The 25,990-nt window shown below is 70.9% G+C and carries 21 protein-coding genes and 2 pseudogenes; 9 read left to right on the forward strand and 14 right to left on the reverse strand.

What is annotated here, in order from left to right; genetic code table 11:
• Position 1: 1 nt before the first annotated feature.
• The 6 genes from FB563_RS36250 to FB563_RS36280 form a co-directional block, all read right to left on the reverse strand.
• Entirely contained in the window at positions 2-1,495 is a 1,494-nt protein-coding gene (locus FB563_RS36250; RefSeq protein WP_055708188.1) for an SDR family NAD(P)-dependent oxidoreductase, read from the reverse strand.
• Positions 1,496-2,219: 724 nt separating this feature from the next.
• Positions 2,220-3,551, reverse strand: coding sequence for a wax ester/triacylglycerol synthase family O-acyltransferase (locus FB563_RS36260; protein WP_142219175.1), 1,332 nt, complete (start codon positions 3,549-3,551; stop codon positions 2,220-2,222).
• A gap of 153 nt (positions 3,552-3,704) precedes the next feature.
• A complete protein-coding gene (locus FB563_RS36265; RefSeq protein WP_055709774.1) occupies positions 3,705-6,026 on the reverse strand; it encodes a GH92 family glycosyl hydrolase in 2,322 nt (773 codons plus the stop codon).
• A gap of 164 nt (positions 6,027-6,190) precedes the next feature.
• Positions 6,191-7,411, reverse strand: coding sequence for a glucose-1-phosphate adenylyltransferase (glgC, locus tag FB563_RS36270; RefSeq protein ID WP_055709773.1), 1,221 nt, complete (start codon positions 7,409-7,411; stop codon positions 6,191-6,193).
• A 50-nt stretch (positions 7,412-7,461) separates the two neighbouring features.
• Positions 7,462-8,613 carry a glycogen synthase gene (gene glgA, locus FB563_RS36275; protein ID WP_079049078.1) on the reverse strand — a complete coding sequence of 384 codons (1,152 nt, stop codon included), beginning with the start codon at positions 8,611-8,613 and terminating at the stop codon, positions 7,462-7,464.
• Between the two features lie 40 nt (positions 8,614-8,653).
• Entirely contained in the window at positions 8,654-9,403 is a 750-nt protein-coding gene (locus FB563_RS36280) for a (2Fe-2S)-binding protein (RefSeq protein ID WP_055709772.1), read from the reverse strand.
• A gap of 228 nt (positions 9,404-9,631) precedes the next feature.
• Between FB563_RS36280 and FB563_RS36285 the strand changes: the two genes are divergently transcribed.
• Positions 9,632-10,810: a DMT family transporter gene (locus tag FB563_RS36285; RefSeq protein WP_234358043.1), complete on the forward strand. Its 1,179-nt coding sequence runs from the start codon at positions 9,632-9,634 to the stop codon at positions 10,808-10,810.
• Here FB563_RS36285 and FB563_RS36290 read toward each other — a convergent pair.
• Positions 10,800-11,960 carry a transglycosylase family protein gene (locus tag FB563_RS36290; protein WP_055709771.1) on the reverse strand — a complete coding sequence of 387 codons (1,161 nt, stop codon included), beginning with the start codon at positions 11,958-11,960 and terminating at the stop codon, positions 10,800-10,802. The genes FB563_RS36285 and FB563_RS36290 overlap by 11 nt on opposite strands.
• Before the next feature lie 272 nt (positions 11,961-12,232).
• Between FB563_RS36290 and gndA the strand changes: the two genes are divergently transcribed.
• Complete coding sequence (gene gndA, locus FB563_RS36295) at positions 12,233-13,672, forward strand: NADP-dependent phosphogluconate dehydrogenase (RefSeq protein WP_055709770.1); 1,440 nt, start codon at positions 12,233-12,235, stop codon at positions 13,670-13,672.
• A 543-nt stretch (positions 13,673-14,215) separates the two neighbouring features.
• Here the strand turns inward: gndA and panD are convergent.
• Positions 14,216-14,635 (reverse strand): aspartate 1-decarboxylase, encoded by a 420-nt coding sequence (gene panD / locus FB563_RS36305; RefSeq protein ID WP_055708935.1) that lies wholly within the window; start codon positions 14,633-14,635, stop codon positions 14,216-14,218.
• Between the two features lie 605 nt (positions 14,636-15,240).
• On the opposite strand from panD, the gene FB563_RS36310 reads away from it, so the two are divergent.
• Entirely contained in the window at positions 15,241-15,417 is a 177-nt protein-coding gene (locus FB563_RS36310) for a helix-turn-helix domain-containing protein (protein WP_079049003.1), read from the forward strand.
• Positions 15,418-15,666: 249 nt separating this feature from the next.
• The gene (locus FB563_RS36315; RefSeq protein ID WP_055708936.1) at positions 15,667-17,373 is read left to right on the forward strand and encodes an alpha-keto acid decarboxylase family protein; all 1,707 of its coding nucleotides are present in this window, start codon (positions 15,667-15,669) and stop codon (positions 17,371-17,373) included.
• Between the two features lie 76 nt (positions 17,374-17,449).
• Here FB563_RS36315 and FB563_RS36320 read toward each other — a convergent pair.
• Positions 17,450-17,686: pseudogene (locus FB563_RS36320) on the reverse strand (cytochrome P450); the annotation flags it as partial.
• A gap of 28 nt (positions 17,687-17,714) precedes the next feature.
• Here FB563_RS36320 and FB563_RS36325 point away from each other — a divergent pair.
• Positions 17,715-17,858 (forward strand): hypothetical protein, encoded by a 144-nt coding sequence (locus FB563_RS36325; protein ID WP_199832960.1) that lies wholly within the window; start codon positions 17,715-17,717, stop codon positions 17,856-17,858.
• Positions 17,859-17,933: 75 nt separating this feature from the next.
• Here FB563_RS36325 and FB563_RS36330 read toward each other — a convergent pair.
• The 5 genes and pseudogenes from FB563_RS36330 to FB563_RS36350 form a co-directional block, all read right to left on the reverse strand.
• A pseudogene (locus FB563_RS36330) lies at positions 17,934-18,628 on the reverse strand (FAD-dependent oxidoreductase); the annotation flags it as partial.
• A gap of 253 nt (positions 18,629-18,881) precedes the next feature.
• The gene (locus FB563_RS36335; RefSeq protein WP_055708938.1) at positions 18,882-19,277 is read right to left on the reverse strand and encodes a DUF3592 domain-containing protein; all 396 of its coding nucleotides are present in this window, start codon (positions 19,275-19,277) and stop codon (positions 18,882-18,884) included.
• Between the two features lie 926 nt (positions 19,278-20,203).
• Positions 20,204-21,040: an enoyl-CoA hydratase/isomerase family protein gene (locus FB563_RS36340; RefSeq protein ID WP_055708939.1), complete on the reverse strand. Its 837-nt coding sequence runs from the start codon at positions 21,038-21,040 to the stop codon at positions 20,204-20,206.
• A 368-nt stretch (positions 21,041-21,408) separates the two neighbouring features.
• Positions 21,409-22,302: an alpha/beta hydrolase gene (locus tag FB563_RS36345; protein WP_055708940.1), complete on the reverse strand. Its 894-nt coding sequence runs from the start codon at positions 22,300-22,302 to the stop codon at positions 21,409-21,411.
• Positions 22,303-22,400: 98 nt separating this feature from the next.
• The gene (locus FB563_RS36350) at positions 22,401-22,868 is read right to left on the reverse strand and encodes a winged helix-turn-helix transcriptional regulator (protein WP_055708941.1); all 468 of its coding nucleotides are present in this window, start codon (positions 22,866-22,868) and stop codon (positions 22,401-22,403) included.
• Between the two features lie 257 nt (positions 22,869-23,125).
• On the opposite strand from FB563_RS36350, the gene FB563_RS36355 reads away from it, so the two are divergent.
• The 4 genes from FB563_RS36355 (at position 23,126) to FB563_RS36370 (ending at position 25,882) form a co-directional block, all read left to right on the forward strand.
• Complete coding sequence (locus FB563_RS36355; protein WP_055708942.1) at positions 23,126-23,527, forward strand: tautomerase family protein; 402 nt, start codon at positions 23,126-23,128, stop codon at positions 23,525-23,527.
• Positions 23,528-23,640: 113 nt separating this feature from the next.
• Entirely contained in the window at positions 23,641-24,249 is a 609-nt protein-coding gene (locus tag FB563_RS36360) for a DJ-1/PfpI family protein (RefSeq protein WP_055708943.1), read from the forward strand.
• Between the two features lie 169 nt (positions 24,250-24,418).
• Entirely contained in the window at positions 24,419-25,138 is a 720-nt protein-coding gene (locus FB563_RS36365) for a hypothetical protein (protein ID WP_055708944.1), read from the forward strand.
• A gap of 393 nt (positions 25,139-25,531) precedes the next feature.
• Positions 25,532-25,882, forward strand: a complete 351-nt coding sequence (locus tag FB563_RS36370) for a hypothetical protein (protein ID WP_055708945.1) — start codon at positions 25,532-25,534, stop codon at positions 25,880-25,882.
• The last annotated feature ends 108 nt before the right edge of the window (positions 25,883-25,990 follow it).

Here is a 25,990-nt window from a genome sequence, read left to right on the forward strand (position 1 = left end):
GTCACCACTTGCCGGGCGCGTAGTCCTTCAGGAAGACGCCGTAGAGGTCCTCGCCCGCCTCGCCGCGCACGATCGGGTCGTAGACGCGGGCCGCGCCGTCGACCAGGTCGAGGGGGGCGTGGAAGCCGGCCTCGGCGAGGCGCAGCTTGTCGTAGTGCGGGCGCTCGTCGGTGATCCAGCCGGTGTCGACGGAGGTCATCAGGATGCCGTCGGTCTCGAACATCTCCGCCGCGCTGGTCCGCGTGACCATGTTCATGGCGGCCTTCGCGGCGTTGGTGTTCGGGTGCCCGGCGCCCTTGTAGCCGCGGTTGAAGACGCCTTCCATCGCCGAGACGTTCACGACGTAGGCGCGCCCGCTGGCGGCCTTCTTCGCGGCGTCGGCCATGGCCGGGCGCAGCGTGCTGATGAGGATGAACGGCGCCGTGTAGTTGCACAGCTGGGTCTCCAGCAGCTCCACCGGGGAGATCTCCTCGATGGTCTGCACCCAGGTGTTGCTGTCGACGACGTCGGGGACGAGGCCGCCGGCGTCGATGGCGGTGCCCTCCAGGTGCCGGGCGACGCTGGCGTTGCCCGCGACGAGGGCGAGGTCGGCGACCTTCTGTGCGTCCAGGCCGCTGGCACCGAGGGGCAGTGCGGCGATGCCGTCGACGGCGCCGGAGTTGAAGGCGCCGATGACGTGGTGGGCGGGGAGCTCACCGGCGGGCAGGGGCGCGCTCTCGCCCTCGACCAGGGCGGCGTACGCGGAGGGCAGGCGGCGTACGGTCTGGGTCGCGTTGTTGATCAGGATGTCCAGCGGGCCCGCCTCGGCGGCCTGCTCGCCCAGGGCCACGGCCTGAGCGGGGTCGCGCAGGTCGATCCCGACGACCTCCAGGCGGTGCAGCCAGTCCGCCGAGTCGTCCATGGCCTTGAAACGGCGGATGGCGTCCTTCGGGAACCGGGTGGTGATCGTGGTGTGCGCGCCGTCGCGCAGCAGCCGCAGCGCGATGTACATGCCGATCTTGGCGCGGCCGCCGGTGAGCAGGGCGCGCTTTCCGGTGAGGTCGGTGCGGGCGTCCCGCTTGGCGCGGTTCTCGGCGGCGCACTTCTGGCAGAGCTGGTGGTAGAAGTAGTCGACCTCGACGTAGCGCTGCTTGCAGGTGTAGCAGGAGCGGGGGCGCTGGAGTATGCCCGCGATCCTGCCCGCCTCGACCTTGGAGGAGGGCAGGATGCCCTCGGTCTCGTCGTCGATGCGCTCGGCGGAGCCGGTCGCGGTGGCCTCCGTGACCGCCTTGTCGTGGGCGGTCTTGGCGGCCCGGCGCTCCTGGCGGCGGCGCTGCTTGACCGTGCGGTAGATGTGCGAGGTGGCCCGGCGCACCTTGATCGCGTCCGGGTGGTCGACCTCGAGCCGGTCCAGCTCCTCGAGCACGCTGAGGCAGACGGCCAACCGCTCCGGATCGATGCCGGGGCCGTACACGACCTCGTCCATGGCCGCGGGGCCGTCTTCTGTCACCGTCATCGCGCTGCCGCTTCCCTGATCACCCGCGCAGCGCTCCCACTCGCGCCCGCTTTCGAACGGGGAATCTTACGGAGCGCACAGCCTCGCCGCCAAACCCGATCGAACCAGCAGCGAAGCCACGACCCGAGCCACCGCCACCCCGGCTCGCCCCGGGCCCTTGATCCCAACCACCGCGCCGCACACGAGCCACCCGACCGAATCCGCCTCCTCCCCGGGCCGCCGACCAGAGAACCGGACCCCGGCCTGCCTCACCCAGCACCGAAGGCACGCCCGGCTCCCGCCGCGGAAGCAGATGCGGTTGCCCTGCGGGTGAGCGCGACCCGACCGGCTCGCCCGGCCCGGAGGCCCGCTCAGCTCCCGCCAGGGCCGGAGATCCGGTTGCCTTTCAGGAGGGCGGTGGTTCGGCCGCATTTGGGATGCGTGGAGTTGCGGTTCGCCGGCGGTTGGGCCGTGCGCGGGCGAGAACGTGCGCGGGCGAGGCCGGAGCCGCCGCCGGCGCATCCCCCGCTCCCCGCCACCGGCCCGCGGCCGCCGACGGCGAATCCACCCCACGAGGGCCACCCGCACCCGACGACGAAAGCCGCACGGGTGGTGCGGGCGGGAACCCCCATCCCACCCACCGGCCCGCAGCCGCCGACGCCGAATCCACCCCACAGGGGCCACCCGCACCCGACGACGAAAGCCGCACGGGTGGGCGGGCGGGAACCCCCGGAACCTCAAGCCGTCACGCGCCGCACGCATCCAGCAGCACCGACACCTCGGCCGACACCGCGTGAGCGAACCGGTCCAGGTCCGGCACAGCCTCCGCATCGGCGACCAGCCCGTAGTGCACGCGGCCGCGATACGTGGAGATGGCCACCGCCAGCGACTGCCCCGGCGCGAGCGGCGCCAGCGGATACACCTCCCTCAGCTCGTGCCCACCGAGCCGCAGCCCCAGCCCCGGCAGCGGCACGCTGGTGACGAGGATGTCGAACCACAGCCGGGCGGCCTGCCCGACCAGCGGCCCCCCGAGCCGGTGACCCAGCGCCGGTACGTGATCGGCCAGCAGCGCCACCGCACCCGCGCCCCGGTTCGGCCCCGCGTCCTTGTTGCGGACCATCGCGGTGCGTACCGTGCCCAGCCGGCCGAGCGGATCCGGCTCGTCGACGGGGAGCCGTATCAGATATCCGGAGAGCCGGTTGCCCTGTGGGTGCGCGGCGCGCGGACGCCGCCGGGAGACGGGGATGAGGGCGCGGGGCGCCACCCCGTTCGTGCTGTCGCCGCGTTCCTCCAGCCAGCGCCGCAGCGCCCCGGCGACCACCGCGATCAGCACGTCGTTGACGGTGCCGCCGGCGGTCTTGCGCACCCGGTGCACGTCGTCGATGTCGAAGACGACCCCGGCGGTGCGGCGGGTGCCGCTCGGCGCGGAGGTCAGCGCGGAGGTGGGCCGCATGCCGAGGGTGGAGCGGGCGAGGGAGGCGCCGATGTCCAGGGCCCGGCCGACGTCGGACAGCGCGCCCTTGACCAGCTCGGGGACGAGCCCCGGCAGCTTGCGGATCTCGGGCAGCAGCCCGCGCGGCGGCTCGATGGCGCGGGGCGCCCGCTCGGGCAGGTCCACCGGGTCCAGGATGCCGGCGGCGAGCTTCAGCGCACGCAGCCCGTCGGCGAGGGCGTGGTGGAACTTGAACAGCACGGCGAAGGACATCCCGTCCTCGCCGGGCAGCACATGCGCCTCCCACGGTGGCCGGCCGCGCTCCAGCGGGCGCTCCATGAGCCGGCCGGCGACGGCGTGGAAGTCGGCGGTCGGGGCGTGCAGCCGTACGTGGTTGAGCGGGTCGAAGTCCGGGTCGGGCTCCCGGGTGGCGCCGCCGAAGGCGAACGGCTGCCACACGTCGCGGATGCGCAGGCGCAGCCCGGGCACGGCGGCGGCGCGGGCGGCGAGCAGGTCGGCGGCATGGGCACCGGCGGTGGGCGAGTGCGCGCCGAAGACGCCGAGCGCGCCGAGGTGCATCGGATGCCGGTCGGACTCGATGTTCCAGAACGCCAGGTCGAGTGGAGCGAGCAGGTGGGAAGTCAAGGGCGTGCCTCACGTCGACGACGGGTGGATCTGCAGTCACTCGCAGTCAATCTCTGTCACCCGATTACGGTCAAGTACGATCAGGCTACGCTCAGTTAACAGAAGATTAAGTCCCGCCCCTGTGACCAGGGCGGGACCTAGAGTTATGTGAGGTCACTTCAGGACTGGCTGCGCCGCCCCGGGTGACGTACCCCACTCAGACGGGCGCGGGCCGACCGTGAACGCGAGGGAGCGCAGGGAGCGCAGCGCACCCGTCGTCAGATAGGTCTGCCTGTGCGGTGTTCCGTCGGCGCGGACGCTCTGGATGTACCGGTCGGCGGCGGAGGTGCCCGGCGCGGCGACGGTGAGCCGGCCGCTCGGCCAGTACCGGCGGTCCAGGGTGAGGTCGACACGGTCGAAGACCGGCGTGGACAGGCCCCAGGTGCCGTAGCCGGGCTGGATCGGGAAGAGCCCGATGGACGACAGCACGTTCCACGCGGACATCGTGCCCAGGTCGTCGTTGCCGGTGATGCCGGTGGGCCCGTCGGTGAAGAGGGTCAGGGCGGCGTGCACCACGTCGGTGGTCTTCCACGGCTGGCCGGTGGCCAGATAGGTGTAGGGGGCGATGAGGTCGGGCTCGTTCATCGGGTTGTACTTGTCGGCGTTGTAGTACGCGTACGCGTCGCCGTGCACCCACGCCTCGCGGGCGGTCCGCGCGGGGTCGGCCAGCAGCTTGTCGTAGGCGAAGAAGGAGTCCAGCCGGTCGTTGGCCGCGCGCTCGCCGCCGATGAGCCGCACCATGCCGGGCACGTCCTGCGGCACGAGCCACTGGTACTGCCAGGCGGTGCCCTCGTGGAAGCCGGTGCCACGCGCCGGGTCGGCCGAGCCGGTGAAGGCGCCGGATGCGTCGCGGGCGCGGAAGAAGCCGGTCGTGGGGTCGAAGATGTTGCGGTAGTTCTGCGCCCGTGCCGCGTAGCGGGCGGCGTCGGCGTCATGGCCGAGGCCGCGCGCCATCTGGGCCAGCATGGCGTCGGCGAGCGCGTACTCCAGCGTGACCGAGGCACCGTGGTGGTAGTCGGAGTCGCCCATCTTGGCGAGCGGGCGGTCCTGGTCGAAAGGGGCGAAGCCCTGCGCGAGGTACTCGGCGTTGGCCTCCCGGCCGATGCCCGGGTACGCCGCCGGGGGGACGCCGTCGGCGTTCTTCTTCAGCGCGCGGTAGGTCCGCTCCTCGAAGCCCTTGAGCAGCCCCGTGTGGTAGGCCGTGGTCAGGAAGGGGGTGACGGGGTCGCCGCTCATGACGTTCGTCTCGACCGGGCCGTACCCCCACTTGGGCAGCCAGCCGCCGTCCTCGTCGATCGCGAGGACCGAGCGGGCCATGTCCCGCGCCTCGCGCGGCGCGAGGAGGGCGAGCAGCTGGGCCTGGGTGCGGTAGGTGTCCCACAGCGACCAGTTCTGATAGTACGTGAAGCCCCGGGCGTGGTGGACACGGCGGTCCCAGCCGAAGTAGCGGCCGTCGGAGTCGCTGCCGACGTTCGGCGCGAGGAAGGACCGGTACAGCGAGGAGTAGAAGGTCCGCCGCAGTGTGTCCGTGCCGCCCTGGACGCGGACGGCGGCGAGCCGCCTCTCCCACTCCTCGCGGGCCCGCTCGCGCACCGCGTCGAAGTTCCGGGCGCCCTCGGCGGCCAGATTCCCGGCCGCGCCCCGTGCGTCGACGTACGACATCGCGGTGGTCGCCTCGACCGTACGGTCCCTGGTCGTGTCGAAGCGGACGTAGGCGCCGCCGCGCCCGCTGCGGGAGCCTGGGGTGAGGGTCGCGCCGTCCCAGGTGCCGTACGCGGTGAAGGGCCGGCTGAAGCGGGTGATGGTGTAGACGGTATAGGGGCCGGTGTCCCGGCAGAAGCCGTGGCCGGTGATCTCGGTGCGCACGGTGTGGTCGTCGAGGATCTCGACGGAGCTGGAGACCCCCTTGTGCAGCGACTGGGCCGCGTTCAGCAGGACGTTGGCCTTGTCGGTGGCGGGGAAGGTGTAGCGCTGTACGCCGGTGCGCTCGGTCGCGGTCAGCTCGGCACGGATGCCGGAGGAGAGACCGACCCGGTAGTAGCCGGGGCTCGCCGTCTCGCCCTGGTGCGAGAAGCCGGCCGCGTACCGGGTGTAGTCCGTCTGCGTGACCTCACCGGTGGTGGGCAGCACGGGCAGGTCGCCGCCGATGCGGCAGCCGACGCCCGAGAGGTGCACCAGGGAGAAGCCGCGGATGCGGTTCTGCGTGTAGTCGTAGCCGGTGTTGTGCCCGGTGTCCGGGGAGAGCTGCACCATGCCGAAGGGCACGGCCGCGCCGGGGAAGGTGTTGCCCTCGTCCTGGGTCCCGATGAACGGGTTGACCAGGTCGGTGAGGTGGCCGTCGGTCCGCTCGGCGGCCCGTGCGGCGGGGGTGGCGATCAGCGTGGACGCTGCCATCACCCCGGCCAGGCACAGCCTCGTACGCCGGGTCCCTCTCATGTCGCATGACCTCCGCAGGTTCGACATCGATGTCTGCATCCTGAAGGTCGAACGACTCAGAACCGGGCAAGGTACGGTTATCGGGCGAACGCGTCGCGCCGGGCATAGGCCGGACGGTGACGGTTCGTCAGGGCGTCGGCGGCTGCGCGCGACGCGTGTCCGCCCTAGGGCACCCGCTGCCCCTTCCCCAGTGCGATCACCCCGCCCTTGGACACGGTGTACAGCTCCGCGTCCCGCTCCGGGTTGACGCCGATGGTGGCGCCGGGCGGGACCTCCACGTTCTTGTCCAGGACGGCGCCGCGGACCACCGCGCCCCGGCCGATGCGCACGTTGTCGTGCACCACCGAGCCCTGGACCACCGCGCCCGGGTCGACCCGTACGCCCGGGGAGAGGACTGACCGGGTGACCTGACCACGGATCAGGCAGCCCGCGCTGATGATGGACTCGCTCGCGATGCCGCCCGCGTTGAAGCGGGCCGGGGAGAGCTGGTACGAGTGCGTGTAGATGGGCCACTGGCGGTTGTAGAGGTTGAACGCCGGGCGCTCGGCGATGAGGTCCATGTGGGCCTCGTAGTAGGCGTCCAGGGTGCCCACGTCCCGCCAGTAGCCCTGGTCGCGGGTGGTCTCGCCGGGCACGTGGTTCTCGCCGAAGTCGTACAGCTGGGCCTCGCCGCGCACGGTGAGCTGGGGCAGGATCGAGCCGCCCATGTCGTGCAGGGAACTCTCGTCCTCGGCGTCCCGGTGCAGGGCCTCGATCAGCGCCTTGGTGGTGAAGATGTAGTTGCCCATCGAGGCGAAGACGGTCTCCGGGTCGTCCGGCAGGCCCGGCGGGTCCGCGGGCTTCTCCAGGAAACGCTGCACCGTACGGCCGTCCGAGCCCGGCGTGATCACCCCGAAGGACGAGGACTCCGCGCGCGGCACCCGGATGCCGGCCACCGTCACGCCCGCCCCGCCGTCGATGTGCTGGGCGAGCATCTGCCGCGGATCCATGCGGTAGACGTGGTCGGCGCCGAACACGGCCACGTACTCGGGCTGTTCGTCGTGGATCAGGTTCAGCGACTGCAGGATCGCGTCGGCGCTGCCCAGGTACCAGCGCGGGCCGAGGCGCTGCTGGGCCGGGACCGGTGTGACGTAGTTGCCGAGCAGGCTGGACATCCGCCAGGTGGTGGTGATGTGCCGGTCCAGCGAGTGCGACTTGTACTGGGTCAGCACGCAGATCCGCAGCACGTCGGCGTTGACGAGGTTGGACAGCACGAAGTCGACGAGGCGGTAGGTGCCGCCGAACGTGACGGCTGGTTTGGCGCGGTCGGCGGTCAGCGGCATCAGGCGTTTGCCCTCCCCGCCCGCCAGTACGATCCCGAGTACGGAAGGCCCTCCACGACGCATGGCCGCTCCCCTCACCCTGGTTCCACCATGGATGCCCCGAGCACACGGGACTAAGCCTGCTTGAGGATCTCCTCGTAGAGCGCGGCCGTGCGCCGGGCCACCGCGTCCCAGCCGAACTCCCCCACCGCGCGCTCCCGTCCGGCCTCCCCCATCCGCCGGGCCGCCTCCGGGTCGCCGAGGACGGTGTCCAGCGCTCGGGCGAGGCCCGCCTCGAAACCGTCGTCCACCGCCACCAGCACGCCCGTACGGCCGTCGTCCACGACCTCGGGGATGCCCCCGACCCGGGAGGCCACGACCGGGGTGCCGCAGGCCATCGCCTCCAGATTGACGATGCCGAGGGGTTCGTACACCGAGGGACAGACGAACACGGCGGCCCGCGTGAGGAGTTGGATCACCTCGGGGCGCGGCAGCATCTGCGGGATCCAGAACACCCCGGCACGGGCCCGGCTCAGCTCCTCGAACAGCTCCCGGAACTCCCGGTCGATCTCCGGGGTGTCGGGGGCGCCCGCGCACAGCACGACCTGGACGCCCGGGTCGATGTCCCGTGCCGCGCGCAGCAGATGGGGCACGCCCTTCTGGCGGGTGATCCGGCCGACGAACAGGACGTACGGGCGGGCGGGGTCGATGCCGTGCCGGGTGAGGGCGTCGGTGCCGTGGTCGGGGCGGTACAGGTGGGTGTCGATGCCGTTGTGCACGACGTGCACGCGGGCCGGGTCGAGCGCCGGGTAGCAGGCGAGGATGTCCTCGCGCATGGCGCCGGACACGGCGATCACCGCGTCGGCGGCCTCGGTCGCGGTGCGTTCGGCCCAGCCCGACAGCGCGTACCCGCCGCCCAGTTGTTCGGCCTTCCAGGGCCGCAGCGGCTCCAGGGAGTGGGCGGTGACCACGTGCGGGACGCCGTACAGGAGCTTGGCGACGTGGCCGGCGAGGTTCGCGTACCAGGTGTGGGAGTGGACGAGTTCGCGGCCTTCGAGGGCGGCGGCGATGGACAGGTCCACGGAGAAGGTGCGCAGCGCGTCATTGGAGCCGTCGAGGACGGACCAGGGGCGGTGGCGTACGACGCCGACGCCGCGGCCCTCGCCCCAGCAGTGCACCTCCAGGTCCACCAGGGAGGCCAGCTCCCGGGCCAGGAACTCCACATGGACACCGGCGCCGCCGTACACGTCCGGGGGGTACTCCCGGGTCAGCAGTCCCACTCGCACCCGACAACCCCCTTGTACCGGTGGCAGGTTCCCTTCATGGTCACCCAGAAGCGGCCCCTGGGGAAGAGCCCGGCGGCCGGGTGAAGCAGCAGTCGCCGCAGACCCCGCCGCCGGGCACCCGGTAGTACAGGCAGCAACTGCGGCGGCGGAAGGCGGTTCCCGTGCGGGTGCCGGTGGAGCGCAGGAGGGGATGGGCGAAGAGTTCGTCCGTCAGGGCGCGGGCCCGGTCGGCCAGGTCGGTACGGCCGTGTGCGCGGGCCCAGCGGTCCAGCTCGCGGGCCGCCCCGGCGAGCGCGGAGCCGGCGTTGCCCCACAGCAGTCCGGGCGCGCTGCCGTAGCCGGTCCTCAGCGCCTCGGTGAGGGGTTCCAGGTGTCCGTGCAGCACAGCGGCGGCCAGGCCGGCGGCGTCGCCGGGCAGCGGACGCAGCTCGGTCAGGCAGAGGTCGTCGGGGGCGGCGGCGAGCGGGTCCCAGCGCAGCAGGCGCGGGTCGAGGTCGGGCAGCCGGCCGTACCGGACGGCGCAGCCCAGGGCAGCCGACCACAGCCGGGCGGCCAGGCCCTGGTGGGCGATGGAGGCGGCCACGCGTGGCTCGCGGGTGCGGAGCCGGTCCGCGACCACGGCCACGCGCGCGCCCAGCGCGTCCGGCGTCACCCGCGCGTAGGTCTCGGCGAGGGTCGGCAGCCGCCCCGGATCCGGTCGGCCGGTGACCGCGGCCGGGCCGGGGACCGTACGCAGGACGAAGAAGCCGCCGAGCGGGCGGAGGGCGGCGAGAGCGGGGTCGAGGTCCACGAACAGTACTGGTATCAGGCGCGTTCCCGGCTCCGGGCATGAGGTGCCGGCCTTCCGTCACCCATCGCGAGGATGATCGCGCGGCTGGTGTACTCCATCGGCAGTAGGGCGCATTGCGTGCTCAGGTACGACGACGGGAGGAGCGCGGCCGGGCAGAGTGAGGGCCATGCAAGCCGACCGTACGTCGCGCCGGGCTCAGGGCCCCCGCCGCCCGCACAGGAGACGCCGATGAGCGCCCTCGCGCTGTCCGTGCTGCTGTCGTTCGTGTCCGCCCTCGCCTACGCGGCCGGCGCGATCGTGCAGGAGCAGGTGGCGGTCTCCGCTGCCGGCGGCGCGTCCCTGCCGCTGCGGCGGCCCGGCTGGTGGGGCGCCCTGGCGCTCAACGGTCTCGGCGGCGTCCTGCACGTGGTGGCGCTGGCCTGCGGTCCGCTCAGCCTGGTCCAGCCGCTCGGCGCGCTGACCATCGTCTTCGCCCTGCCGATGGCGGCGCTGTTCGTGGGCCGCAGGGCCGGGGCGACCGCCTGGCGCGGCGCGGTCATGGCCACCGTGGGTCTCGCCGGGCTGCTGGCCCTGGTCGGTTCCTCCGACGGCCACGCTCTCGATACGGCCCAGCGGGTGGCGATGGCCCTGGTCACCGGCGGCGCCGTCGTGGCTCTGATGTGCGGCGGCCGGGCCGCGCACCGGCACCCGGCGGTGCGCAGCGTGCTGCTCGCCACCGCCTCCGGCATCGCGTTCGGCATGTCGTCCGTCTTCACCAAGACGGTCGCCGTCGACTGGACGCACGGCGTCGACCTGGACGATCTGCCGTGCCTCGCGATGATCGCCCTGTTCGCCGTCGCCGGCGTCCTGCTGTCCCAGGTCTCCTACCGGGGCGGCGGCCTCGCCGCCCCGCTGGCGACGCTCACCGTGGTCAATCCGGTGCTGGCGGCCGCGGTCGGCATCCTGATGTTCGGCGAGACGTTCCGCTACGGCGGCGAGGGCACCGCGCTCGCCGTGAGCTGCGGGGTGCTGGCGGCGGGCGGACTGACCATGCTGACGACCGAGCGGATCGAACGCGCCGAGCCGCCCGCTCTGCCGGACGGCGGCCCGGAACCGGTCCTCGCCGCGGACGCGTCCTGCGTCATGCCCCAGCAGCGCGGGGCGGCCGACGCGGCCGACGCGGCCGAGCCGGAGCGGGGCGGGCTTCCCGGGGCCGGCGGCGCGTCCGGCGCGCCGGTGCAGCGGGACCTGCTCGTGCCCGGCCCGGCCGGCTGCCTCATGCCGGGACCGGTCCCCGGCGGGGAGGGCGCCGGCGGCGGCGAACCGCCGGACCTCCGCTCGCTGTCCGCGTCGTACCTCGCGCTGCCCGCCATCGTCGGCGCACCGCTGCCGGTCCCGGACCGGCCCGGTCCGTGCGTCAGATCCTGACGCCGCCGGCCCGCAGGTAGGCGAGCGGGTCGATGTCGGTGCCGAACCCGGGTCCGGTCCGCACCTCGAAGTGCAGGTGCGGGCCGGTGACGTTCCCGGTGGCTCCGGAACGGCCGATGCGCCCGCCCGTGGCGACGTTCTGCCCGGTCCGCACCGAGATGGCCGACAGGTGGCCGTACTGGGTGTAGCGGCCGTCGGCGTGCCGGATCACCACCTGGTAGCCGTACGAGCCGCCCCACCCCGCGGCCACCACCTGCCCGGCCTCCGCGGCCCGCACGGAGGTGCCGGTCGGCACGAGGAAGTCCACGCCGGTGTGGTAGCCCTTCGACCAGTGCGAGCCGGCCACGCGGTAGCCGGTGCCGATGGGCGCGTCGACGGGGGCCACGAGCGTGCGGCCGGTGCTCTTGGTGCTCTTGGCCCGGTGCGGCGTGGTCCGGTGCTCCGAAGTGGTCTTCTGCTCAGGCGTGTTCGGGGCCTTCCGGGAGGGGGTCCCGGTGGCGGCCGCGCCGCGCAGGCTGAGCCGCTGGCCCGGCAGGATCAGGTCGGGATCGGCGCCGATCGTGCGGCGGTTGCCGGCGTAGAGCGCGTGCCAGCCACCGCGGACGTGGTGCTCATCGGCGATCCCGGAGAGGGTGTCACCGCGCACCACCGTGTACATCTCGGCCCGGCCGGCGCGGGACTGCGGGGTGGTGTGCGCCTGTACGTCCTCCAGGGCGGCGCTCCTCGCGGGGCGCGTGCCGGTGCTGTCGGTGTGCACGCCGGGGTCGCCGTCCCCCCGGCTCAGACCGGCCCGCACCGAGCAGACCGGCCAGGCGCCCGGCCCCTGCCCGTCCAGGACCTTCTCGGCGACGGCGATCTGCTGCTCCCTGGTGGCGAGGTCGGCGCGCGGGGCGTACCGGGTGCCGCCGTACGCCTCCCAGGTGGACTGGGTGAACTGCAGCCCGCCGTAGTAGCCGTTGCCCGTGTTGATGCTCCAGTTTCCGCTGGACTCGCAGGCGGCGACCTTGTTCCAGGTGGTGGCGTCGGCCGCGTCGGCGGTGCCGGCGGCGACCAGCGGGATCGCGAGGCCGGCGCCGCCCGCCGTGACGGTGAGTGAGGCGCGGTTGATCCTGTTCGGCTGGTACCGGCGATGCCGGCCGCGTACGGCCATGTCCGAATTCCCCTCGGCATGCGTCAGGAGGGGCCAAAAGTAAGTGCCGCGAACAGGCCATGACAAGACGGAAAACCGGCCTCTCACACCACCCAAGTGGCCGGGACCGGACCTTCGTTGACCGGCTTGCGCGAAGACTGAGGCTTCGGCGGGCCTGGTCTCGTACTGAGGGTGTGGCGGGTCGGATGTGCGCTCGCCGGAGCGGCACGTCAGGATGGGCGAGGAGCCGTACGGACGGAGCCGTAGTCACTAGGCAGCTAGGAGCAGGCGGTATGAGCACTTCAGCGCAGATCGGTGTCACGGGCCTCGCGGTCATGGGCCGCAACCTCGCCCGGAACTTCGCCCGCAACGGCTACACGGTCGCCGTGCACAACCGTACGTCGTCGCGGACCAAGGCGCTGGTGGAGGAGTTCGGGCACGAGGGAGACTTCATCGGGGCCGAGACCGCGGAGGAGTTCGTGGCGGCGCTGGAGCGCCCGCGCCGCCTGGTGATCATGGTGAAGGCGGGCGAGCCGACGGACGCGGTGATCCAGGAGTTCGCGCCGCTCCTCGAACCCGGCGACATGATCATCGATGGCGGCAACGCGCACTTCGCCGACACCCGGCGCCGCGAGCGGGAGCTGCGCGAGCGCGGCATCCACTTCGTCGGCACGGGCATCTCCGGCGGCGAGGAGGGCGCGCTGCACGGGCCGAGCATCATGCCGGGCGGTTCGAAGGAGTCGTACGACTCCCTCGGCCCGATGCTGGAGAAGATCTCCGCGAAGGCCGCGGACGGCGCGCCCTGCGTCACGCACTGCGGCCCCGACGGTGCCGGGCACTTCGTGAAGATGGTCCACAACGGCATCGAGTACGCCGACATGCAGCTGATCGGCGAGGCCTACCAGCTGCTGCGCGATGTCGCCGGCTACTCCCCCGCCGAGATCGCGGAGATCTTCCGCACGTGGAACACGGGCCGCCTCGACTCGTACCTGATCGAGATCACGGCGGAGGTGCTGTCGCACGTGGACGCGGCGACGGGCAAGCCGTTCGTGGACGTGGTCGTCGACCAGGCCGAGCAGAAGGGCACCGGCCGCTGGACCGTCCAGATCGCGCTGGACCTGGGCGTGCCGGTGTCCGGCATCGCCGAGGCCGTCTTCGCGCGCTCGCTGTCCGGACACGCGAAGCTCCGCGAGGCCTCGCAGGGGCTCGCGGGACCGAAGGCGGCGCCGCTGGGCAAGGCGGAGGCGGCCGCCTTCGCGGACCGGGTGGAGCAGGCGCTGTACGCGTCCAAGATCGTGTCGTACACGCAGGGCTTCCACGAGATCGCCGCGGGCAGCGAGGAGTACGGCTGGGACATCGATCTCGGCGCCGTGTCCTCGATCTGGCGGGGCGGCTGCATCATCCGGGCCGCGTTCCTGGACCGGATCCGCGCGGCGTACGACGCCCGCCCCGATCTGCCGAGCCTGCTGTCGGACGAGACCTTCGCACGCGAGATCGCCGAGGCGCAGGACGACTGGCGTGAGGTGCTCATCGCCGCGACGCGGCAGGGCGTGCCGACGCCGGGCTTCGCGGCGGCGCTGGCGTACTACGACGCGTTGCGGGCGCCTCGCCTGCCGGCGGCTCTGACGCAGGGGCAGCGGGACTTCTTCGGGGCGCACACGTACCGGAGGGTGGACCGGGAGGGGTCGTTCCACACGTTGTGGGGTGGGGACCGGTCGGAGGTGTCCGCCTAAGGGTGGTGCGGGGACCGCGCGGCCGGCGTGTGCGGGTGCGACGTGGCCGGTCGCGCGGTTCGCTCGCCGCGCCCCTTTCGGGGCGCTGGTGTGCCCGGTGCCCTCACGTGAGCGGTGGGCCCGGCTCGGGATTCGGAACCGGCTCCGGGCCCGGTGGGATCGGGGACGGTGACGGCTCCGGTGGGCCGGGGGCCGGGGGCGCCGGGGGCGGCGTCGGGTCGGGGCCCGGCGGAGGCGGTGTGGGCTGGGGGCCCGGTTCGGGAGGCGGGACGGGGCTCGGGTAGGGGTCCGGTGGGGTGGGACCGGGACCCGGAGTCGGGCCCGGGGGGACCGGGTCGGGATGCGGGTTCGTCATGATGTCCTCCGGGCAGTCGCGGGACGTCGCCTCTGGACTACTCCCCCGCCTACCCGACCCCCGTACGGCCACTCACCCGACAGGACGAGCCGCCGCCCGGCACGCTCCGGGCCCGGTCCGAAGCAGGCCCGGCTCGGCAGCGGGCTGCGCTCCGGCGCGCGCGCCGACGGCGCGCCGCGGCCCCTCGGTCAGGCCCGGACGGCCTGCGGGCTGCGCCGCTGGTCGGAGCCGGGCACCGGCTCGGACGGGTCGGCGCCGAGGGAGACGATCCGGTTGGCGGCGTCGACATGCACGACGCGCGGCTTCAGCTCGCGCGCCTCGGCGTCGCTGACCTGGGCATAGCTGATGATGATCACCAGGTCACCGGGCTGCACGAGATGGGCGGCCGCCCCGTTGATCCCGATCACCCCGGACCCGCGCTCCCCCTCGATGACGTACGTCTCCAGCCGGGCGCCGTTGGTGATGTCCACGATGTGCACCAGCTCGCCCGGCAGCAGGTCGGCGGCGTCGAGCAGATCGGCGTCGATCGTTACCGATCCCACGTAGTGCAGGTTGGCCTGGGTGACGGTGGCACGGTGGATCTTGGACTTGAACATGGTACGAAGCACTTTGGACTCCCAGAAGACGGCTCCCTGCCAGCTTTTTGCAGGTCAAGGGCGTCGATCACTGTACCTCGGCATGCCTTTCAAACGAAGACTGGCCAGAACACCGTGCGCCAGGGCGAGCAGGCTTCTCACCCGCGCGATCTGCGCACATCAAGCTGCCGCGTTGCCGTCGACCAGGAGCATGTACGGAAGACTGTCCCGGTCCCATGCTGAGGTAGAGGACCGGGACCGACCAGCACGCGCCTCCACCACACGACTGAGTGCTTCCGCGTCATCTCTCCTTTTCAACACGCCCAAGGCGAGCCTCCGGGCGCGACGATCATCGACCGCCGCTTGGCCGCGCGTCCCGCATGGGCCACTCCCGCCAGTGCCGCGGTCCGAAGGCGCCGTCCGGATCGCCCTGTGCCGCCGTGCCCTAGCCGGGGGCGTGGCAGGGGCAGTCGGGATCATCGCTGTCGGGGACCCGAGGCGCCCGACTCTCCATGACCGCAGCCGCTTCGTCCCGCAGCGCGAACCCACAATGGCGTGCGCTGTTCCCGGGCAGGCCGACGGTTTGGGGGCGACGGCGTAGATCAGCCCCTGTGTGACACCGTGGGTACGACGGCACGATGCTGCCCGGCGAGGACGTACCCACAGTCGGCGACATGTCGCAGGCCCACGGTGTCTCGGTCGTTACCGCGCACCGGGCCTTCACCCGGCTCAAAAAGGACGGCCTGATCGACGTCAGCCGGGGCTGCCGAGCCATCGTCCGCCAGCTCCAGGAGGAGACCGTCGATGCCGCGTAGCACCCGCGCTCGCCGCACTCCCGCCCCTGCGCGCGTCGAGGCCCGTACACCTCAACAGTGAGCTTTCGCCGGCCGTGGCGACCACCGCCACGGGGACCGGGGTACGAGAGCGCCCGCGACTCCCTGGTCGATCCGCCCGTGCGTGGGAGCACGAGCCCCCAGAGGCCTCCAACCATCTCTCACCGCAAAATGGATATAAGCCGCTCCCCTCCTGGAGGAGACGATATCGGCGATTCGGAGGCACAGGCGATGTCCACCAGCCCGAGCCGATGGATGACGATCGGCGACTTCCTGCTCCGGCGTCTGGAGGAGGCCGGCGTCGGCCACCTCTTCGGCGTTCCCGGTGACTTCAACCTCGAACTGCTGCAGCAGCTCCAGGACACGGGCACGCTGAAATGGGTCGGCAACTGCAGTGAGCTGAACGCGTCCTACGCAGCCGACGGCTACGCCCGGCTGAACGGCATGGGCGCGCTCCTCGTGACGAACGCCGTCGGCGCCCTGAGCGCGATCAACGGGGTCGCCGGCTCCTACAGCGAGCACGTGCCGGTGGTCTGTATCTGCGGGTCGATACCGCTCAGGTCCATCGATCGCGGCCTGGGGATGCACCACACGATGGCCGACGGCACGTGGGACCGCTTCCTCGGCGCCTACGCGCAGGTGACCGCCGCCCAGGCGAGACTGACCCCGCACAACGCCGTCACCGAGATCGACAGGCTGATCCTCACCGCGTGGCGGGAAAAGCTCCCGGTGTACCTGGAGTTGCCTTCCGACATCGCCTATCTCGACATCGAGGTTCCCGAGGCCCCGCTGGTGCTCGCGCAACCGCCCAGCGACCCGGAACGGCTGCGGTCGTGCGTCACCGCAATCGCAGACCATCTGTCCGCCGCCAAGTCACCGGCGGTCCTGGTGGATCTGGACGCGGACCGCTTCGGCGTGGCAGCCGACGTCATGGGACTGGCCGAGAAGATGCGGCTCCCCGTAGCAGTGATCAGCACGGCCAAGGCGGTCATCGACGAGACGTTCCCCTATTACGTCGGCATCTACAACGGCCAGGCAAGCGAGCCGCACACGCGAGCGGCGATCGAGACCAGCGACTGTCTGCTCTCCATCGGCTACCGGCCGATCGAGGTGACCACGGGCGACTTCACCGCTTCACTGCCCGCCGACACGATCCGCGCCCGCAGCCACTCGGTGGACATCGGCGATGACAACTACCAGGCAGTGACGCTCCAGGAAGTCATCCGCGGCGTACGGGACACCGTCCCGCAGGTCACGAGCCGCGCTGCACCACAGCGGGGGTCTACGGCGGCGAAGACCCCCGCAGGCGGCTCCACCAACCTGACGCAGGCCGCGTACTGGCAGGCGGTCCAGGGCTATCTCCGGGCCAGGGACGTGCTCCTCCTCGACAACGGCACGTCGTACGCCCTCCTCGGCCTGCAACTGCCCCCGGACTGCACCTTCGTCGGATCGATCAACTGGGGCTCGATCGGCTACTCGGTCGCAGCCCTGCTCGGCACGCTGACCGCAGCACCAGACCGTCGCCACCTGCTGTTCCTGGGCGACGGCTCGTTCCAGCTGACCGCGCAGGAGCTGTCGACCATCCTCCGGCACGACCACAAGCCGGTGATCTTCCTGATCAACAACGGCGGATACACCATCGAACGCGGTTACCTCGGCAGAACCGAGCAGTACAACGACATCGCCACCTGGGCCTACGCGGATCTACCGAGAGTGCTCCGCCCGGACACCACGGCGCGATCGTTCGTCGTCAAGACCACCGCGGACCTGGCGGAGGCCCTCAGCGCGCCCAACGACACGCTGATCCTCATCGAAGCGGTCATGGATCCCTACGACGCTCCCGCCGCGGTCATGGCCAGCAGCAACACCGGCGCGGACATCGACTACGGGCCTCGCGGCCCGCAACACCGCGACAACGCACAGCTCAGGCCGGCCTGACTCCCCTGCCGACACGAAACAGCGGCGCGGCCAAGAGACGCAGCTGGACCAGTTCCCCCAGCCCCTGCGGCGGGGCTCAGGCCGTGAAGCCCTCGATCGCCATGGGAAGGTGCCGGGGGCCGCGCAGCACGGCGTTGGCGCGGTACGGCGGCGGGTCCTCGAGCAGCCCGGAGAACTTGACCCGGCGGAACAATTCGGGGATGGCCGCGTGGAGTTCGATGCGGGCGAGGGGGGCGCCGAAGCAGTAGTGGATGCGGTTGTACATGCCCAGGTGTTCGTTGTCCCTGCGGTCGGGGTCGAACCGGTCGGGGTCCCACCTGGCCGTCCCGCTCATCGAGGAGGTGCTGCGGTACGAGTCCCCGGTCCAGTTCATCCCATTCACCACCGCCCTGGCCGACATCGACGTCGCCGGCACCACGATCCCGGCCGGCTCACCGGTCTGGCTCATGCTGGCCGCGGCCAACCGCGAGGGGCGAGTGCGCTGAGCATTCCGGGGCCGGGGTGGCGGCGTTTGGTCTCGATCAGCTCGGTCAGGTAGGCGCCCATGTCCTGACGTGCCTGCCCAGCCACCTGGCTCCGTCGAAGGCCACCGCGGCGATGACACGGCCGCGGTACCCGTAGACCGCGACGAACCGCTCGTCGTCGAGCGCCCCCTGGGCGACCACCAGCTTGTCGCCCAGCGAGGGCACACCGACCGACTTGATGTTGACACCGAACTGGGAGGACCAGAACATCGGCAGCCACAGGTGCGGACGGCGGTCCGGGCCCGCGCAGATCATGTTGTGGGCGGCGATCTCGGCCTGCTCGACCGCGTTGCCCCAGTGCTCCAGCGCCAGGAACTGGTAGTCGAACAGCGGGTGGGGCTACGGGCGACGTCACCGGCGGCGTAGATGTCGTCGGTGACGATGCCGTTGACGTCGAACACCCGGCACCCGGCGTCGCACGCGATCCCCCGGGGACCCGCGGCCACCCCCGAGCCCGCGAGCCACTCCGTGTTCCGCATGGCGCCGAGCGAGACGACCGCCACGTCCACGTCGATCGCCGAACCGTCGGACAGATGGGCACGCCTGAGCCGCCCCACGTCGTCGCCCTCCAGGGCGGTCACGCTGACGCCGCAGCGCAGGTCGACCCCGTGCCCCCGCTGCAGCCGCTCCTCGACCGCGCCGATCACCCCGCCGAGTGCGCCCACCAGCGGTGCCGGGCCGCGTTCGGCGACCGTGACCTGAAGGCCCCGTTCCCGGCAGGCGGAGGCGACCCGGTGGTCGACATGCCTCTTTCAGGAGGGGCCTCTGCGCAGGGCGCTCGCAAGGCGAAGGCTGCCCAGCAGGCCGATGCGCACCCGACCGGTCAACCGCAAGGTCTTGGGGGCCGGTAGACCTGCAATCTGAGTCGGGCGGTCCGCGGGAACTCAGGACAGGCGCCGAACGATGCGTGTCGTGACAAACAGGCCGCTACCGAAGACGGGCTGACGGTGGATCCGTAAGTGAGAGAGAGGTGGGAGAACATGCTCAGCGCGTGAGCACGCACCCAGCCGCGACGCCGAGCCAGAGAATGGCTCCGAAGAACAGGCCGACGATCGGATACAGGCGGTACTTCCGGGTGAATACCCTTGCGCTTTTCGGCCTTTCGGGCAGGTAGGCGACCGGTACATGGGTTCCGAGGGCCAGCCCCGTCCCCGTCGTGGCGGGCCGGAACCTGACGGGTCGGCCCTGCCGGTCGGTGAACTCGATGACGGGTTTCGAATAGTCGTCCCCCGGCTCATGCTCCTGGGCCACCACCACTCCCTCGGCGTGCAGCCCGTAGCGGCTCAGCCGCATCTGCAGCCGTGTCTCCCGGGCGCCGGCCCACAGACTCACCAGGCCCGCCAATACGGCGAGCCCGATACCGATCGTCTCACCCGTCATCGGTCCCCTGCTCTCCCTCGCACAGCACCCGCCCGGCACGGGCCGCGCATCGGGAGGACGCGGCACGCAGCCCGATGGTTCACGAGGATGCGCGGGCACACCGGCTCCTCGGGCTTACGTGGTCGTGGCGAGAGGCCACGAAGGGCCGGTAGCCGCCTTCGCCGTCCGGTACGCGACTGCCGCCCCTGATCAGCCTTCGTAGAGGCGAGCCAGTCAACTGAGTCATTGCAGCCAACTGACCAGGCACGACAAGCTCGCTGACCCATCGGCCACCCCCTAGCCCGCATCGAATGCAGTGCAGGACGGCGTTCGCCTGCCGGTCGCCGCCATGGTTGAGCCGGCGCGAGCTCCGCCGGCCCTCGGAGTTCAGCCGCTCAGGACCAGCAGCGGCTTGGACCTCTCCAGTCGGTGGTCGTCAGCCATGCTGCCGGGGGTACGAGGCGATCGTGACCGGCACAGGGTTCGGCACTGCGGTGTCGGGGCGCAGGGTGAGGCCGCTGTGCAGGAACTCCTCGATGTCGGCTGGCCCGAGTCCGAGGGTGCGGGCGTTCCTTCGTCGTCCTGGGCGAAGGCGAGCAAGACCTTGCGGCCGGCAGGGTCGGCTGCTACTTGTTGCGGGGCGTTCCCCACGGCCGGGAGCGAGCCGGGCGCGATACCCAGGGTGTATCGGACGTCTGCACGGTCGGGATCGGTCACCGCGTCCTTCCAGCGACGAGACGGAAAGCGGCGCGGACATCCAGCGTTCGACGCACACGACGGATCGCCGACCTCACCGTTCGCAGCGACTCCCCCGGCCTTGGCGCTGACCGGCTTGGTCGGGTCGGCGGCGAAGGTGAGGCCAGCAGGGTCCTGCGTCTGGCCTCTGTGGGGTCATCGCACTCGCCGAGAAGGGTGCTGATTCTGCGACGAGGCAGCCGCTGGCGCTGTCAGCGAGGGAACTCCGCCACGGCCTTGCCGAGGTCGCGTTCGAGATCACCAGGCGTCTGGAGGCCCCGGTTCGCGAGGTAGTCCAGGCGCTCGCGGGATTCGGGCAGTGCGACCAGGCTGAGGAACGTGGCCGAGTCGGAGCGGACATTCGCTGGGTGTGGCAGCGTGAGGTCGTTGATCGCGCGTTTGGCGGCCTTGACCCCCGCGGGTGGGAATCCGGCGATGCGCTTGGCCAGGCGCTCGACGAAGCCGTCCAGTTCGGCGTCGGGCAGGGCGCGGTTGATCCAGCCGTAGCGCTCGGCGAGGTCGGCGTCGAAGTCGTCGGCGCCGGTGATGGCCTCGATGGCACGCGTTCTGCCCAGCCGCCGGGTCAGGTGCTGGATTCCGCCGGCGCCGGGCAGGGCGCCGGTGCCCGACTCGAACTGCCCGAAGACCGCGTTCTCGCGCGCGGCGAAGATCATGTCGCAGGCCAGGGCGAGTTCGTTGCCACCGCCGCGGGCCCTGCCGCGCACCTTGGCGATGGTGATCACCGGGACGTGCGCCAGTTTGTACAGGAACATGCCGAGCGAGGCGTCACCGGGACCGCCGGCCTTGGCGGCCTCTGCGGTGTACTGCGGGATCGCCGTGAGGTCCACGTGCGCCGAGAAGAATTCGGGCGAGGCGCTGTCGATGACGACGACCCGCACGTCACCCGGGTCGGTGTGCAGTGTCTCGACGAGCGAGACGAGGTCACGGACGAGGTCGACACTGATGAGGTTCAGGGGGCCGGCATCGAGGGTGGCGAACAGGACACCGTCCTCCTGACGGGTCCGAATCGACGAGTAGGCAAAGCTCATGATCTTTCCTTGGGGTGGGGGTGAGGGGTGAGGAAGAGAGCCGGGAAAGGGCGGAGGTTCTACCGGAACCACTCCAGGGCCGCAGAGCGCCGGGCCTCGTCCGGAAGTCGGTCAGCTCCCACGGCAACGTCACCGCTGGAGTCGGATTCGGGCCTTCGCTGCGCAGGAGGCCCGCTGGGGCGCTGCTGCGGCCGAGGGCGCTCGGTGCCTCGGTGAGTTCGTGGCCATCTGCTGGGCGATGCGGTTCTGCGGCGGACTGCTCACCACCGGCGTGGCGAGGCTGTCGTTGCTGAGACAGCACAGAGGGAGCATGGTTCTTCCTCGGATCGCTTGAGGCACGCCGGGGAAGGGGTGCGTGCGTTCGCCTGTCAGGCGAGGTGCTCGCGGAACCAGGTGCGGGCGGCGCCGCTCGCCCGGTCGAACTGGCTGGTGTACGGGTCGAAGTGGCCGCCCGGGATGAGCTGCAGCCGCTTGGGCTCAAGGGCACGTTCGTAGGCGGCGAGTGCCAGGTCGGTCACGGTGACCGCGTCGCCCAGGGCGACCACCATGAGCAGCGGCGTGGGCGAGACCCGTGTGATCCAGATTCCGGGCTCGTACATGCGCGCCGCGCGGGTTGAACGGACCGTGACCTTGTTCTCCCATGCGCCGTCCGGTGTGGGCTGCAGGTAGAAGTCGATGGCCTCTTGTGATCGGTAGGAGGCGGGCACCGCCGGATCGCTGCTGACGATGGCCACGGTACGCGGATCCTCTCCGCGGAACCGGGCACGCTCGTCCTCTGAGAAGGACTTCTCGAGGCTCGGCACGGCGTCCGGTGCTACGCGGCGCAGGCCCTGCTCGTACCCGCTGATGGTCGGCACCTGGGAGACGACGGCGCGCAGCCGGCGGTCGGTCGCGCCCAATACGACCGCGTGCCCGCCGGCATAGCTGCTCCCCCACAGGCCGATGCGGTCGGCATCGACCTCTGGCCGGCTCTCCAGGTAGGAGATGGCCCGCCGCCAGTCGGCGATCTGCTGCCAGGGGTCGACGTCCTGCCGTGGCTCGCCTTCGCTGGCCCCGAAGGTGCGGTGGTCGTGCACCAGGACGACGAATCCGTCCTCGGCGAAGGCTCGCGCGAAGGGCTCCAGACCGTGCTCCTTCACTCCCGCATAGCCGTGGGCCATGGTGATCGCCGGATGAGGCCCCGGCCCGTCCGGCAGGAACAGCCATCCGCGGAGCGTGACCGCGCCGTCGGCTTCGAACTCGACATCCTTGCGTTCGATCATGAAAACCTCTCAGGGAAGCAGGATGCAGTCCTGCTGGAACGGTCAGCCTCCATGACGCCGCGCAGTGCCGCGGAAGGCCGGGATCGGGGGTGACTGTGTCAGGTGGACAGTCGGACGGCGCCGGGGCCCAGGACCGGCTCCACATCGGAACCGGCGACCTCGTGGCCGCACGAGCAGCGCAGCTCGACGTGGACTTGGCCGCCGCAGCCGGAATGGCGCAGCACCACCGGCGCGGCCGCAGGGTCACCGAGGTGGGTGTCGCCGTACTGGAGCAGCGCGGCCAGAACCCATTGCAGGTCGTGGGCGCGCGCAGTGAGGTGATACTCATGGCGCGAGCGCTGCCCGGCCTCCTGGTAGCTCCGGCGTTCCAGCAGGCCGGCGTCGACCAGTTGCCGGAGGCGCTCCGTGAGGGCCCTGCGGGAGATCCCGAGGTGCTCGGCTATCTCGTCGAATCGGTGCAGTCCCGCGAAGACCTCGCGCAGGATGAGCAGGGTCCATCGCTCGCCGACCAGGCTCAGTGTGGCGGCGACGCTGCAGTTGCCCAGATCAAGTTCTCGCCACTCCATGACGCCAGGGTACCCCTTGAGTTCCGGTTTGGAACTCAGCCTTGACGCCTCCTGGGTTCCAGATGGAGACTTAGACGGTCGGCTGGCCCACGGATCGCTTTCATCCGGTGGTCGGAAGCCTGATCAGCTCCGCTTCGGCTGTGCGGGGAGCGCGAGCAGTCTCTCCGCCCGCGTCCTCCCGCCGCCTCCACCGCGACCGGAGCCGATCAATCCCCCCGGCTGCACAAGCCGACACTGCAACTCCCGAGGAGCAGCTCATGCCCGTCTTCAATGCCCACATTCCCGCCAACCGCTTCTCCTCGGCGCAGAAGCGCGTTCTCGCCGACGCGCTGAACCAGTCACTGGTCCAGGCCCTCGGAATTCCTGAGGGTGACCGGTTCATCATGATCAGTGAGCACGGCGAGAACGAACTCTTCCTGGACCCGACGTTCATGGGCATGCAGCGCAGCAGCGACGCCATGATCATCACGCTTCAGCTCGGGGCCCACCGGCCTCTGGAGGACAAGCGGGCCGTGGCGGCGGCCATCAACAAGCTGGTGGTGGAGGCACTCGGCGTCTCGCCCGACGACATCTTCATCGCGTTGATTCCGGTCCCGAACGAGAACTTCTCCTTCGGCCGGGGTGAACTCCACCTTGCCGACGGCGCCCCACGCTGGTGAACCAGGGCCGTGTGGTGAGGTTGCCGCAGGGGCCAGCCGCCGACCGGGCTCTCGACCCGGACCGGCACGCCAGGGAAGAGGACAGATCCGATGCCATGCTTGAAGGAGATGTGATGCAGGTAGCCGTGGTCACCTTCGACGGGTTCAACGAACTCGACAGCTTCATCGCATCCGCGCTGATCAACCGATGCCGCAAGGATGGCCTGGAAGCCTTCATCACCACGCCGACGCCGGTGGTCACGTCGATGAACGGCGTCGAGGTGAGGGGGCAGCGCCCCATGGAGTTCGTGACCGACGCCGACGTCGTGCTGATCGGCAGCGGCGTGAAGGCGCGAGACGTGGTCGCCGACGACCAGCTGATCTCCCGGCTGCCACTCGACTCTTCGCGACAACTGATCGGTGCGCAATGCTCCGGCGCGCTGGTGCTCGCCCGGCTCGGACTGCTGGACGGCATGCCCGCCTGCACGGACATGAAGAGCCGGCCCTTTGTCGAAGCCTGCGACATCACCGTGCTTGACGCGCCGTTCCACGCCGAGGGAAACATCGCCACGGCAGGAGGCTGCCTGGCGTCCCAGTACCTCGCCACCTGGGTGATCACCCGCATGCTCGGAGAGGACGCCGCGCGCGACGTCATCGGCTACGTTGCCCCGGTCGGCGAAAATCAGGAGACCGTCGAGCGCGCCATGCGCGCCGTCCACACAGGCGCGGTCGCGCTGCACTGACGCCCGCGATCAGTCTCGGCACGATGAACATCCATCCTCTTGAAGCCGTCTGGTCACGGCCTGAGATGTGGGTGGCGGTCGTTGGTCACGGACGGTTGCCGGGGTTCAAGCTTTCGTGTGCCGCTTCGGCGATCAAGGGCGGATGGATGCCGCGCCTCAGGAGACCGACATGAACGAACTGCTCACCGAGGCGATCGAAGCCCACGGCGGGACCACACGCTGGCGCCGGCTGACTCAGGCGCGAGCCACCCTGGTCAGCGGCGGTCATCTGTTCGCCGTGAAAGGCTTGCCGCAGGATCCCGCGCCCCGCGAGATGACCGTTCTCCTCCACGAGGAGCACGCCTCGGTCAGACCCTTCGGCGCCCCCGACCAGAAGACCGACTTCACACCCGGACGTGTGAGCATCGACAAGCTCGACGGGCGGGTGGTGGCCCAACGCCAGGACCCACGGTCGTCCTTCGGCGGCCACACTCTGGAGACCCCCTGGGACGCACTGGACCGCGCCTACTTCAACGGCTACGCCCTGTGGACCTACCTCACCACACCGTTCCTGCTCGCCATGCCCGGATTCACGGTCACCGAGATCGATCCGTGGCGGGAAGGTGACGAACTCTGGCAAGGACTGCGCGCCACCTTCCCACCCGGCATCGCCAGCCACAGCACCCACCAGGACTTCTACTTCGGCCCCGACCGGCTGCTGCGCCGACACGACTATCACGTCGACGTGGCAGGTGGGTTCGCCGCCGCGCAGTACGTCTACGACTGCGTGGAAGCGGACGGCATCGTGCTGCCCACCAAGCGCCGGGCCTACCGCCGCGACGCCGATGGCCACCCGATCCTCGATCAGGTCATGGTCTCGATCGACCTCAGTGACGTCCGCTTCAGCTGACAGCAAGGCGCCGCCGGCGGCGGTACAACAGCGTCTGCGGAGAGCTGTGGATCAGATGCTCCCCCGTACCCCCGCCGCAGGCAGCCGCTTCCCCAGAACCCATCTTTGTACCTCTGATGATCTCGTTCTTGCGCCTCGTTGGACGGCCTGGTGCGCTTCGCGCCTTCCAGGCAGTGGAGTCCCAGCGGTATGGCAGGGGGCTTCGCGGAGAGCTTTCCAGTTCGCCAGGCGCCGTGGTGGCACGCCTTTCGGGCGGGGGATGGCGGGCGGATTCTGCCCAGATCACTCTGGCGGGTGGATTGATCCCACGAACGGCCCTATCGGTGCTTGCTCCGGACTGATGCCAGCACCATGTGCATGGTCCGGCCCGCACCACCGCCGAAGGGATCCCCCGTGCGTCTGCGCCCCGCACTGCTCGCCCTCGCGAGCGCCTTCACCCTGGCCTTCTCGGTCTCCACATCCGCGCACGCAGCGACCGAGACCGGGGTCGCGTTCTCCTACCACGACAGGGACGGCGACCATAGCGGACATCTCGAAGGGCAAGTGGATAACTGCATCGACATCCCCGAACTCCAAGCAAGCGAAACCAACTACGCGTTTGCGCCGCAGAACACCAGCGCCAATGCCTATGTCGATGTCTACGAGGATCTCGAGTGCAAGGGCACCAAGACCACCCTCCGCCCCGATCAGTCGAGGGACAAATCGCTGCAGTTCCGGTCGGTGATCTTCCGGCCCATGGGGTGAGGTTTCCTGACCGCGGCTCGGGCCTGGCGGTATTGGGTCCGCGGACCCGACCTCAACCAGATGATCGACCACCTCAAGACCACCGACAAGCCCCGGAAATCTCACGCC

This window comes from Streptomyces puniciscabiei (genome assembly GCF_006715785.1).
GTDB classification, from domain to species: Bacteria; Actinomycetota; Actinomycetes; order Streptomycetales; family Streptomycetaceae; genus Streptomyces; species Streptomyces puniciscabiei.